This window comes from Bdellovibrio sp. SBM16, from assembly GCF_056175625.1.
Genome location: NZ_JBJKJG010000006.1, coordinates 187,054 through 199,548, shown reverse-complemented (window position 1 = coordinate 199,548; position 12,495 = coordinate 187,054). Strand labels below are relative to the sequence as shown.

The window sequence follows — 12,495 nt, the reverse complement described above, 5'->3', positions numbered from 1 at the left end:
TTTGCCTTGCAGCAACAAGCCTTCACGGTTGCACAGAGGTAAATGAAAAGAATTTGAGAGTAATCGGTAAGAAAAAGCGCAGCGCAGGGGGGTGGGCGGGGGCCCAAAACAAAAAAAGACGGACTTGGTGATTCCCCCGTCCGTCTTAAACTATATTTAAATTGTTGAGCAGGGCGAGGTCACACCCCGCCCAACCATTTAATCAATTCTAAATTAACCGATCAATTTAAGAGCCATTTGTGGCGATTGGTTAGCTTGTGCTAATACAGAAGTAGTACCTTGTAATAACACTTGGTTACGAGCTAGCTCAGAAGTCGTGTTAGCGATATCAGCATCACGTAGACGCGAATTTGCTGCACTCATCGACTCAGACATAGTTCCGATAACATCCACAGTTGAAGTTAGTCGATTTTGTAATGCACCTAAATTAGCGCGTGAACCGTTTACTGTTAATTGCGCTGAATCTAATTGTGCTAAACCTTCACGAGCACCCTCTTTATTTGAAAAATCTAAACCAGCGATACCTAAGGCATCAACAGATACGTTAGTTTTTGCTGCATCATAACCGATCCAGTCAGTTGCCGCATTTGCAGAAGTACCTACGTGGATATCATAAATACCACCAGTACCATCTAATAATTTTTTTGAACCGAAAGTTGTAGATTCAGCCACACGTTGAACCTCAGCTTTAAGAGCATCAACCTCAGATTGAATAAAGTTACGCTCTTGGTCACCGATCGTATCAGAAGAAGCTTGGATACCTAATTCACGGATACGAGTTAACACGTTTGAAACCTCACCCATTGACTGCTCAGCAGTTTGGATCATCGAGATACCGTCATTAGCATTTCTTGATGCTTGACCGTATGAACGAATAGTTGATTTTAAATTTTCAGAAATTGCTAAACCGGCAGCATCATCACCGGCTTTAGTGATACGTGAACCAGTAGATAATTGAGCCATTGATTTTTGCATTTCACGAGTGTTACCGCTCATTACTCTTTGTGCATTAATCGCTGCTACGTTTGTTGAAATTCTTAATCCCATGTTAGACCTCTTTTTGTTTTTTTAAAACCGGACCACACTATGTAGCCCGGTTTTCTTGTACGTTTTGGTGACCTGCACTCTTCTCTACAGCCCTTCGTCAATACATAATGTCAGTCACTACATTAAGTATCTCCAGACCATCCAGTCGAGTCTCGATCGCTTGCTTGATATACCTTTCGGCGAGTCTGTGATGCTCTTTAGTCGCGTCCTGTAAATCTGGACCAAAGACATAGGCAAACTGGACTAACGTTTTGAAAAACAGACCAAAAACAAGCGATTTTCAAAACAAAAGTCCAGCTAAAAACTGGTCCGCACATGGTCTTAGCTAGTCTGTACCCGACCAATAAATGACAGACTTGGGTCGCCGTAGACCTATGGGCTATCTAGTCCGTAGCTGTAAGTCTTAAGGTTTAACGTCGAGGGTATAATTTAAATAAATTTTATTTAAACTCAGAGGAGAAAACACTTTCAACATCCGGCAAAAAAGTAAACTTAAAGTCTGGCCAGAACAATGTGTTTTTAACTGCTGTGCCACAGATCAAGTTGGCAACAGCTTCGCATTTAGATTTATAGCGGCTCACTCTGGCTTTCAGAGTGAATTTAGGCGGTCTATACCGGCTATGGATGTCGTTCTCTTAAACACGAGAACACTTTTTGTCGCTTTTCGCTTTAAAGGAGTTGTCATGAAACCACTATTAATGCTGTTTACGGTGATCATAGGCTTTTCGGCCGTTACCCAGGCCGACCCGGGCCGCAGCTTAGCTAATCCTTCAGACACCTTGCAAGAAAACGACTGCGTTTTTAAAAACAAAGGCGTTATCCCTTTAAAAGATTACGAATTTATCGTTGATAAGTGTGACCGCCGCTATACTCCGCAGCTAATGATCGTCGCCGATCACTTACCGCAAGGTGGCTGCGTTTATGATCTTGTGCAAAAAATGACCGGTCACACGTTGGCCAAAGTCGTGAGTAAATGCCCGACAAATGAAATTAACCAAAAAATCCAGGGCATTATCCCAGACGCACCATTAGAACAGATCGAAGAACAAGAACACATGCCACCAATGCCTGGCGAAACTGGGTTAAAAAAATCACCGGCGAAAAAAACTAAACCACAACAACAGGATGAAGCTTTCGAAAAGCCGGCAGCAGCGAAGAATAAAGAAGAAGCCAAACCTAAAACCAACGAACAAATCGAAAAAGGCAACGACGGCTACTACATCAACCCAGACGAAATCGAATTCTAGCCCTAGCTCCGCACACGCATCAGGGCACCGCCCCGAATAAGCATATTCAGATCGTAAAGTTACATGCATTGGCTTTTTGATATTCAGTGATCTGCGACTACGACGTTTACCAATAGATAAATCTCCACCATGCGCTTTTCTAATTCTGCTTTTTATAAATGTTAGTTGATTCATAAAAAGCATCTATTGCTATTTTTGGGGCGGTGCCCGGCTCGCACACGCGGCATAACAGGGCTCAACGAAAAAAAGCTCTGACGAACAACCGTCAGAGCCCGGGTTTAAGAAGCTATCAATAGGGTGATAACTTCAAAACTTTTAAAATTTAAAATTTTAACTTATAAGAGGAGCCGATATTTACGACTCGTCTTAAAACTTAAAATCCCATGGACTTTAAGCTGGTGAGGCCCGCTGTTACGCAGGCCCCACTTTCAGTCACGATTAACCGATTAGTTTCATCGCTTGGTAAGGCTGTTGATTTGCTTGTGATAACACGCTGATCGAAGCTTGTTGTAACATCGAAGATGAAGCTAAGTCCGCAGATTCTTTTGCTACGTCCGCATCCATTAAGCGTGAACGCGCTGACTGTAAATTTTCTTGTTTAACATCTAGACCGTTAACTGTTGATTCTAAACGCGATTGAACCGCACCGAATCCCGAACGCATTCTTGATACTTTTTCTAAGGCACCATCAAGAGTACTTAACATGTCACGCGCCCCCTCTTTTTCTGAAATATCCACACCACCTAAACCTAAACCATCGATCGTTGCATCGGCTTCAGACGTAAACGTGATCACGTTTTCTTTCGCCGCATCCGAACCGACATGGAAGTCGTATGATGGATTGGTACCATTTAATAAAAATTTATCACCGAATTTTGTCGTTTTAGAAATACGGTCAATCTCTTCTGTGATCGATACCGCCTCTTGTTGTAAATAGTAGCGTTCCGCTTCACCGACCGTATCCGATGCCGCCTGTACACCTAACTCACGAAGACGTGCAATTAAGTTGGCCTGCTCAGAAAGACCACCCTCTGCGACCTGAATCGTCGAAATCGCATTGAAGGCATTCGAGCGCGCTTGCACCGTACCGCGAATTTCCATTTTCATGTTCTCGGCGATCGCAAGACCGGCAGAATCATCGGCGGCTTTGGTAATACGATTACCGGTCGCTAATGAAGCTGAAGCTTTTTCTAAACGCTTCGTCTGTTGCGACATCGCACGTTGCGCTGAAATTGACGCCATGTTTGTTGAAATTCTTAAACCCATACTGATATCCCCCTATTTTCCCTAAATAGTTGTTAGTTATTTTTTGGTTAAACCCCAAAAATTTAAAAACATATTCAAATTTGCTATTTGTAGGATGTTGAACCCATGAAGGGCCTATGGTGACTGCCAAGGTTTTCCTTCATGAGTTCTCTAAGAGGATTTTTGAAGACCGGTAAGTTTGACTATCGAACTGGTCTATCGCGCTTCTTCTCAGATCACCTTACGTACAACAACTATTTCGGACCATGGTCTAGGAGACTTTAGCCCTTGGTCTAGCTTTTCTTTGACGCGGCACATCAAGTGCATGATATAACTAGTTAATATTTTTAAACTTTTTTTTGAAGACCCCTGGCTTTTGGTCCAGTATCACCCAGACCAAAGCCAAAGATTAGTGAAAGATTGTGAAAAAGATCACTTAGGCAATTAATCTTAAAGCGTTGCCGACTTGATCGTTTGCAGTCGCTAAAAGTGTGCTTTGATATTGCTGCAAGATCTGATTTTTACGTAAGTTTGAAACTTCTTTTGCTACATCTGTATCTGCGATTTTTGAATTCGCACCAGACACATTTTCAATCGAAGCCGATAAAAAATTAGATGCAGATTCCAAACGTGATTGCAGCGCCCCGTACTTTGATCTCTGCATCGAGATACGGTCTAAACCGCCATCTAAAGCTTCGAGAGTATCGCGTGCATTGGATTTATCATCGACAGTTAAACCGCTGATACCCAAGCCAGATAACGTTGTGTCTGTGTCGGCATTAAAGGTAATCCGTGAATTGACATCACTGCCTGTACCTACCTGGATATCGATTTCCTGTGAAGTGCCATCAAGCAGTTTGCGCGAACCAAAGGCGCTGGTCTGCGCGATTCGTTCGACCTCTTGTTGCAGCTTTTCGAATTCGTTCTGCATAAATGAACGTTCGGTATCTGAATAAGTATCACTGGCCGCCTGTACCGCAAGCTCGCGCATACGGATAATTAAATTTGATTGTTCGGCCATCCCACCCTCGGCAATGGCCGCAAAACTTCCGGCCTGTTCGGCATTTCGGCGCGCGACTTCCATACCCGAGATATCACTCTTTAAATCTTCTGAAATGGCCTTATCGGCGGGGTCGGTACTGATATTGGCAAAACGTGATCCTGACGACAGACTTTTCATGGAGTTCTCGATTTCGCGTTCACTTTTAACCATAGCGTTTTGGACGCCGAAGGCGGCCACATTCGTGTTTATCCGAAGCGACATACGTGTGTTCCTTTTAATGTTGGAACTAGCTTTGGCCAACCCGGCAAGCCTTTAGTCCAGTTCGATAGTCACACATAATATCGACGCTTTGCGTTAAAACTTTAATATTTAAGGGGATTTTTAAGAATTAATTTACAGAATATAGATAAATTCGAGCTCAACGTATGAGCTTGAGACAATAGGAATTCATTTGAAAAATAAGGAGGACCGAGAGGTCCGACCTTTAGAATAAGGTCAGCCAGAGGCTGATCAACACAGAGGCCGGCCTGCTCTAAGCAGCTTCGCCGTTATTTGACGAGCTCGGCGGAAGTTTCTTGCCGGCCGTAGCCGCTTCGATTTCAGCTAACTCTGGATCTTGCTGTAGATTTTTTTGTCTATTTAATTTTTTGGCGGCTTTGCCCGCTTTGGCTTTTTCTTGCTCGCGGTCAACAATCGCGCGCAAACCTTCAAACGAATCAATTTCGATCAGCTCAGGAACCCGAATATGCAATTCCTTATTATCCTGCTCGCGATTATAAGTTTCGATTTTAGTCTTTAAATCTTCAGTGGTCTCAACGATCTCTTTAATAATGAACATATTGCCTTTGTCGTATTTAAGCAATTGCTGCCAACGATCATACTGGGGCATTTGACTGTTCACTTCTTGTTTTTTCTTCGACTCAATTTCGTCAGCAGATTTTGCGGCACCGGTTTCATCGGTTTTCGTAACCTCTACACCGGTCTGGGCTAAAATCGTTTCGCGCTCTTTTGCGATCTGCTCCTGCTGGGCCGTATATAGAGCGGGATTGGTTCTTACCGTTTGCAGATCAATCGCCTCTGAAATTGAAGATAATATATCTAACACATCTTCAAAATCAGAACTGCGGTTAAAGTTAAACGTGGTGAGTAAATCCAGTTTAGAAACGATAGAAGCATAAAATTCTTTATCGTCTTTGTACTGATCCTGCATCTGTGAACCTTTACGTTTTAATTTTGCTTTTAACAGCATACGTAAAACTGCAGTGCGTGCTTCAAGCCGGTTGATATCTTCTTTTTTCTTGCGGTAGTAATACAGCACGAAAAAATACTTAGCGACCCAGGTAAAAAGGGCTAAGCCAAGAATCGATAAAAAGATTTGCGACATTGCATCTAATTGCACAGACTATTTTTCGGTGTTTCATAAAGGAAAATAAAGGTACTGAACGTAACTAATAAGTCCAGTCCGCCTTCACAAAATTAAGCAAATTTTAATTTATTTTTTAAGTAGCGGAAACGCTCGCTGCTCGCGTATAGCTTGAGCTTCCGTGCCAGAGACAATGAAGTACTCAAAATTGGCCTCACCACCAAGACCTAGGTCGTAAAACGGGTTGCCTGCGTTAAGACCTACGTCGCCGGTAAAGAAGTCAAAGCGGCCACGGCCATCAATATTACCGCCTGAATCGCGCACGATTAAATATCCATCATGAGTTGAGCCATCCGGAAGCTTCACACCACGCAAGCGCGGGATTGAAATCACCGTTCCCAGCGGATGAATCGCAGTATCGGCAGCAACTGAATAAAACGGATCTAAACACATCGTCTTAAATTTCTGACTGGGATCACTCGAATCGCCTAAGCCGTACTTACACACCGACTGATCCACCAACATGAACTGCACGCCCCCGCTGATTTTTTTATGATAGTTAATCAGTGTTTTTTTACCTTCGAAAGTAATGAAGCAGCTTCCCTGCAGCGTGCAGCTTTTTAAGGCCTTACGGCACAACGGCACTTTTACGATATTGTTTTTGCTTTTCCGCAGGCTTAGCTCTGACATCGCCGCACAGGTCATGGCTTCACTGAAGTCAGTGATATGATAAATTGTCGGCGTTATAAATCTGGCTCTTTCAGCTTCTGATAAAACTTTTTTCGGCGCACGTGAATAACGCTTCGGGCTTTTTGCCGACTTACTGTCACCACCGCCACCGCAACCGGCCAACAGAAAAATATTCATAATCAAAAGAATCGAAATAAGTTTTTTCACAACCCGGCTGTTATAGCAGATTTCGCTCTTAATTGCTCTGTTAACGCAAACAGCTTTACCTTCTTACCCGATTGTCAAAACTTTGGTCACACTTTAAAGAAGTCGATATTTAAACAGGCCAACTCTTCTGCCGATGAGGCCTTCACCGTGCTGTACATTGATTTAATTAATTGTAAGATTTCTTCTCTTAACTTTTGAAAATCGGCACGGCTTAAAGTCATCGGTGCTGTAAACACTAATTCATCCTCGGGGATCTGATCGAATTTTTGAATCGCCTTGTGCCGCCAGTTCATATGGTGGCGGGCTAATTGCGGCGAGCTGTGCTCTAAATGGGTACTGGCCGGCCCCATCAAAAGCTTTCCTTTTTGCTCTACACATAGCCCCGTGCTTAAGAGAAAATTCATGATCTCTCCGATTTTAGCCCGGTCATACCCCAACTTTTCACTGATACTTTCAATAGTCGCGTATTCTTGTTTTTCCATCGAAGTCAGCAGGCGGACCGCCTGATATAACCAGCTCGAATAGAAAATAGATTTTTCGACTTCATTAAGTTTACGTTCGGTCGAAATAACTGTTCTCACATCCAGAGCTTCTTTTTTTAAACTGTCGCGCTGTTTGATAAAATATTTTTTTAAAGTTTGCCGGCCAGCCCGCTCAATCTGCACCAGTGTAAATAAATACGCTTTTTCTTTGTCGGCAAACTGCAGATACTCACTGAGTAAATCGGCCTGTTCGAGATTAAGTCCTTTAACCCCTCCGATAATCTGACTCATGAGTGGCTGAGCGATTTGTAATGCAGTGGCCATCTTTGAAATTTCACCGCGACCCTGTTTTGGCAGGGCTACGATGTATTTTTTAAGAAAATCACGATAATCAGTAAATTCAAAAATTCTCATAATATTAATAGGTTAACTATTATTTATATCTAATAATATATAATATCCATTAATTTATAAATATTAAACAATGGATAGGTCCAGGCCAATCGCTTATTTTATGAGCACAACGAGCCGCTTTAGAGATCGCCGTCAACAATCATGCGCCTGTGTAAAGTTCATAGACGGCCTTTCTGAAGCGAAACCCCAACCAATTAACCCTAGACTGGCGCGCTTGTCGCAAGTCTAAAAGCAAAGGACCATTTATGAAAAAAGCCGTAACTCTACTTTTAACGTTAACCATCGTATTATCCTCTTTGGCTAGTTTTGCTGAAGCCAATGGTGGCGTCGATTCTGGCGGAGGTGGTGCACTTAACTGCAATGGCCAAACTGAACTATTAGACCTCTGGGAAGGTGAAGCCATCTACGATCTAAACATTGTACGCAGTAATGAAAATGCATTTGAGCAGTTCACCCGTGCAGCTGCTAAACTGGCACAGATCGACAGCGCCTTGCCTGCAGAAGTTACTGCTATCGCACAAAAATTATTTAACGAAAAAGTTTCATTAAAAGCCGGCATGGAGCTTGAGCCGCCACGTGATGCAAACTCAAATTACAAAAAGAAAAACTGCTCACTTGTCGGAATGATGTTTTACGACCGTTTAAAGCAAAAATTAGTCATCGACGAGTCGCAATTTTCAAAACTTAAATCAAACACAGACGTTGCTGCCGGCATGATGCACGAAGCCTGGTACTATCTGGTCCGTAAAAATCAAAGTAAGACTTTTTCGGTAAAAGACTCTGTAAATTCACGCAAACTTGTAGCTTGCTTGTTTTCAGACAGCTCAACTTGTTTAGTCAGCGAAAGATTAAAATTACAGCGCGCCCCGTTTTATGCCTGTAAGAGCGAAACAAGCGAAATTGAAATCGGTAATGATTTCGGCAAATACTACTACCGTATTAAAAAGTTGCAGGGCCGCACATTTACTGACTTAGTAGCCCTTAAAACGCCTGCAAGCCGCCACAACGTTATCAACTTGGGTGAACACGAAGCTTACAAAAAATCACCGCTTGCAGGTTTTGACTTACAAAAGCACACAGCGATGCCGGTTATTTCTTACGATTCAAGTTTAGCTACCATGACTATTCATAAAGAAAATGACCAGTTTGCCCACGTTGATTTTTTAGACTGCGAAGAGCTACCTTAAAAAAACGGCCTCAATTAAAGTCTGAGCTTTTATAGCTCAGACTTTTTTTACTTGTCCGCGTTCTAATCTGATCAAATCAGGCCCGAAGTAGACTGCGTCTTCAGGATCGTGGCTGATCAACAAAGTTGTCGTTCTGGCTTCTGCCAAAACCGACTTTACCAGTTTACGGGCCTCATCTTTATTCTGCACATCCAGCGCTGAAAACGGCTCATCCAAAAGTAACAGACGCGGCTTCGCCATCAGAGCCCGCAAAATTGAAACACGTTGTTTTTCGCCGCCCGAAAGCACATCGGCTTTAGTGTTCCAGCACGAGCTCAACTGCAACAGACCTTTGTATTTTTCTAACTGCGCTTTAGCTTCCGCAGAGGTGTTGTCTCTGGCCTGCATCACGATTTCGACGTTCTCTCTGGCCGTTAAGTGCGGAAACAACTCATGCCCCTGAAAAACCACCCCGATGTTGCGCTCTTCAATCTTAAGCTTAGCCAGATCCACACCAGCGGCTACAAAACTCCAGTCCTGATGACTGATAAAGCCGGTCAATAAATTAAACAGTGTCGTTTTACCGGAGCCGGATGGGCCCATCACCACGGTGACACCGCCATCTTTAATCTCGAGCTCAGAAACTGTTAAACTAAAATTTCCGATTTTATAATTAAGATTTTTTATGTACGCCAAGCAATGCCCCCAGAATAAAAGTATTCATCATCCAGACCGCTAAAATTACCAGACTTAAGACAAACGCCCCTTCAATGCGGTAACTTGAAAGGTAGCTGGCCATCTGCGTGCCGAGAGTTTTTATTTCTGCACCAGAAGCTTTGACTAAACCGAATTCTGAAATACAGAACATAAAAAGCAGCGACGCCGCATAATGCAGACGTTTTTTGATCTGCGGAAAATAGATCGTAAAAATAAACGTAAAAAAGCTTATTCCGAAAACCCGGGCCACCAACATCTGTTTCTCAAAGAGTTTAAGCTGGCTTTCAAACACTGATTTTATAAACGATACAAAACCAACAACCGTAAAAACCAAAGTCAGCTTCCATAAATCAAATGCAAACTGATTGGCCGGAAGCAATAGGTATAAGGCAAATCCGACTAACACCGAAGACGGGTTTAAAAAGAAGTTTAAAAATCCATGACTGCTTAAATGAAACCGTAAAAACAAAACCGCGCAGAACAGGGCAAAAAACAACAGCCCAACACATACAAAAAAGACATACGACTGCCAGAGTGCCTGATAAAAATCAGTATTAAATATTTCTTCAAAATAATAGATATTGGGCATCTGCCAGGCCAGCTTTAAATAGCTGAAAAAATACAGCCCCAGATACAACACTAAACCAATCAAACCGAATTTAGAACTTACCAACGGACCCGGCACAAAAGCAGAAATCGTAACATCTTTACGGTTACGCAGGCCTAAGGCAACAACCGCCACTAACGCCAATTGCAAAAGCGACAACCCGACCGCTAACGACCAGTTCTGTTCGATAAAGATTTTTTCATAAATTAAAACTTCTAAGTTAGTGCCTTTACCGCCGCCAACCAGTAAAGGTATCGTAAAGGCAGTTAAGGCATTTATAAAAACCGTAGCAAAAACATAAACAGCCGAACGCCCGACCAGCGGCAATAAAACACGGAACTGAAAAGTAAACCGTGATAATCCGTACACCTGCCCTACGAAGCCCAGTCGCCCAAGCCTTGCCATCACCTCTTCACTTAGCACTGAAGCTGCAAAGCCGATATAAACCAAAGATAAAATGTAAATAACCCCGAAACTGCCGCGCGGAAATGCCGGCACCAAAGCCATACCGATTAAAACCGTAAACAGCGCCGGTAAAAAAACCGGCACTAACGCCAACAGCTTTAATCCGCGCTGTAAGATGCCTCTGGAGCCCGCAATGGCCAGTGCCCCGAAGTAACCGAAAAAAACTGAAATCAGCGCCGTCGCAAAACTTTGAATAAATGAATTTTTCAGCGCCCAGGTAATTTCCCTGACGTCGTAACTAAAATCGATTCTGAAAAAATAAACCAGAACTAATAACGGAAAAAGAAAGAATAAAGCTAGTAATAACTTAACCGCATTAACCTTCATTTTTTCTTAGCTCAGTCCACGTGCCTAACCATTTTTGCAATTGCTCTTTCATTTCGATTTTAAAAGGCAATAATTTAAAATTTTTAACACCGTCAAAAGCCGTACCTTCCTGAACCGATTTGAGCATCGGAAACATGTAGTTCTTTTCCATAATGATTTTTTGTGCTTCAGGCGTCTGTAAAAACTGAACAAAACGAACTCCGGCATCGCAATTTAAACACGTCTCCGGCACACCGGCGAATTCAACCTGGATCGGATGCCCTTCTCTGAATTCAAGGGCTGTGTAGTGCGAATCTTTTTCTTCGACAAGGTGATAAACCGGAGACGTTGCATACGACAACACTATATCGGCCTGCTTATTTTTAAAAATGCCGTAAGCTCCCGACCAGCTCGGTGAAAAGCTGTGGGCCTGTGACATCAGTTGTTTTACAAAATTGTCGGCTTCAGACTCAGGTTTTACTTTGTAAATCCAGGACAAGAAATTTAACCCCGGCGACGAAGTGCGCGGATCTTCTAAAGCAATGCGGCCTTTAAGTTCCGGCTTTAACAGGTCATCGAGTTTTTCGATTGTGACATTTAAATCATCACGTGCGACAAAAGCAATCGGAGCCCAGTCATAAGCTTTGAACTGCTCCATTTTCTCAAGTTCCCGTAAATTTTCAGGAAGAGAAAATGCAGTTTTTGACTCAATATTTTTCCAGGTCAGCTTATCTGCCGAGCGCGAGATATCGTACTGGTCTAAACTTAAAATCACATCGCCTACGGCTTGATTGCCTTCAAAAGAAATTTTCTGAAAAACCAGCGCAGGATCTGACATTTCTAAATAGGTCACTTTAATACCAGTCTGCTTTTCAAAGATTTCTTTAAGCTTTGGTCCCGGCCCCCAAGAGCCGATAAACGAACCCGAACCGTAAACTTTTAAACTCGTGTAATCAGCGTTATTCTGCCCGTCATCGCGGTAAAAATAAAACACAGTCAGACAAGAAAAGATAACGACAACAAAACCTATAAAATGTTTCATGAAAACCTACCACCAGATACCGCGATAACGTTTATAAAAATAATAATCCAGACCTAAACAGCGACCGGCACCGACCCATGCAAGCAGAACGTGGCACGCGATCAGCAGTTTAAAATAAAATTCCTGGGTATTATTAGACACCGCCAGAAAATTTAAACATAAAAGCAAACCCAAGACCGAAGCCGGACGGACCACATAGCCAACCAGGTAAGAAAAACCGATGACGACCTGAATCCCGACAAGAACAAATGCATAAAATGGCCAGTGGCTCATAAGATGTTCGGTCAGAAAAAAACGGTACCAAAACGGCATCTGCGTTTTATTAAGTGCTTCAACTAACAAGTCACTCACCATCGAATTGCCGATGACATGGACCTTCCAGTCTTTAATAGCTTGTTGAATATAATAATAACCTAAGAAAATTCTTAAAAAAGAAATCGGAAGCAAATGCCCCACATATTTTAAACTTTCAAAGTAAGCTTGTAGCATGTGTA

General features: G+C 42.7%; 12 protein-coding genes. 2 read left to right on the top strand and 10 right to left on the bottom strand.

All coding sequences use genetic code 11. The features are described 5' to 3' along the window. Positions 1 to 213 precede the first annotated feature (213 nt). Positions 214 to 1,047, bottom strand: coding sequence for a flagellin N-terminal helical domain-containing protein (locus tag AC04MM_RS07670; RefSeq protein WP_475379753.1), 834 nt, complete (start codon positions 1,045 to 1,047; stop codon positions 214 to 216). A 683-nt stretch (positions 1,048 to 1,730) separates the two neighbouring features. On the opposite strand from AC04MM_RS07670, the gene AC04MM_RS07665 reads away from it, so the two are divergent. Then, a complete protein-coding gene (locus AC04MM_RS07665; RefSeq protein WP_475379752.1) occupies positions 1,731 to 2,294 on the top strand; it encodes a hypothetical protein in 564 nt (187 codons plus the stop codon). A gap of 438 nt (positions 2,295 to 2,732) precedes the next feature. Here AC04MM_RS07665 and AC04MM_RS07660 read toward each other — a convergent pair whose 3' ends face one another. From AC04MM_RS07660 to AC04MM_RS07640, 5 genes are all read right to left on the bottom strand, one after another. Then, positions 2,733 to 3,560, bottom strand: coding sequence for a flagellin (locus AC04MM_RS07660; RefSeq protein WP_475379751.1), 828 nt, complete (start codon positions 3,558 to 3,560; stop codon positions 2,733 to 2,735). Between the two features lie 415 nt (positions 3,561 to 3,975). Next, positions 3,976 to 4,803, bottom strand: coding sequence for a flagellin (locus AC04MM_RS07655; RefSeq protein ID WP_475379750.1), 828 nt, complete (start codon positions 4,801 to 4,803; stop codon positions 3,976 to 3,978). Positions 4,804 to 5,074: 271 nt separating this feature from the next. Then, positions 5,075 to 5,941, bottom strand: coding sequence for a hypothetical protein (locus AC04MM_RS07650; RefSeq protein ID WP_475379749.1), 867 nt, complete (start codon positions 5,939 to 5,941; stop codon positions 5,075 to 5,077). A gap of 93 nt (positions 5,942 to 6,034) precedes the next feature. Next, on the bottom strand, positions 6,035 to 6,802 hold the full coding sequence (locus AC04MM_RS07645) for a 3D domain-containing protein (protein WP_475379748.1): 768 nt from the start codon (positions 6,800 to 6,802) through the stop codon (positions 6,035 to 6,037). A gap of 86 nt (positions 6,803 to 6,888) precedes the next feature. Continuing rightward, on the bottom strand, positions 6,889 to 7,698 hold the full coding sequence (locus tag AC04MM_RS07640) for a TIGR02147 family protein (protein ID WP_475379747.1): 810 nt from the start codon (positions 7,696 to 7,698) through the stop codon (positions 6,889 to 6,891). 245 nt (positions 7,699 to 7,943) lie between these two features. On the opposite strand from AC04MM_RS07640, the gene AC04MM_RS07635 reads away from it, so the two are divergent. After that, positions 7,944 to 8,885: a hypothetical protein gene (locus tag AC04MM_RS07635; protein WP_475379746.1), complete on the top strand. Its 942-nt coding sequence runs from the start codon at positions 7,944 to 7,946 to the stop codon at positions 8,883 to 8,885. Between the two features lie 36 nt (positions 8,886 to 8,921). Here the strand turns inward: AC04MM_RS07635 and AC04MM_RS07630 are convergent, their stop codons facing one another. Genes AC04MM_RS07630 through AC04MM_RS07615 form a run of 4 tightly spaced genes read right to left on the bottom strand, consistent with a single transcriptional unit; the run spans position 8,922 to position 12,490 of the window. After that, positions 8,922 to 9,560 carry an ATP-binding cassette domain-containing protein gene (locus tag AC04MM_RS07630; protein WP_475379745.1) on the bottom strand — a complete coding sequence of 213 codons (639 nt, stop codon included), beginning with the start codon at positions 9,558 to 9,560 and terminating at the stop codon, positions 8,922 to 8,924. Beyond that, positions 9,538 to 10,980, bottom strand: coding sequence for an ABC transporter permease family protein (locus tag AC04MM_RS07625; RefSeq protein ID WP_475379744.1), 1,443 nt, complete (start codon positions 10,978 to 10,980; stop codon positions 9,538 to 9,540). Before AC04MM_RS07625 ends, AC04MM_RS07630 begins: the two co-directional genes overlap by 23 nt. Next, a complete protein-coding gene (locus AC04MM_RS07620) occupies positions 10,970 to 12,001 on the bottom strand; it encodes a thiamine ABC transporter substrate-binding protein (protein WP_475379743.1) in 1,032 nt (343 codons plus the stop codon). The genes AC04MM_RS07625 and AC04MM_RS07620 overlap by 11 nt, the downstream gene beginning before the upstream one ends. Before the next feature lie 6 nt (positions 12,002 to 12,007). Then, entirely contained in the window at positions 12,008 to 12,490 is a 483-nt protein-coding gene (locus AC04MM_RS07615) for a hypothetical protein (protein ID WP_475379742.1), read from the bottom strand. Between the last annotated feature and the right edge of the window lie 5 nt (positions 12,491 to 12,495).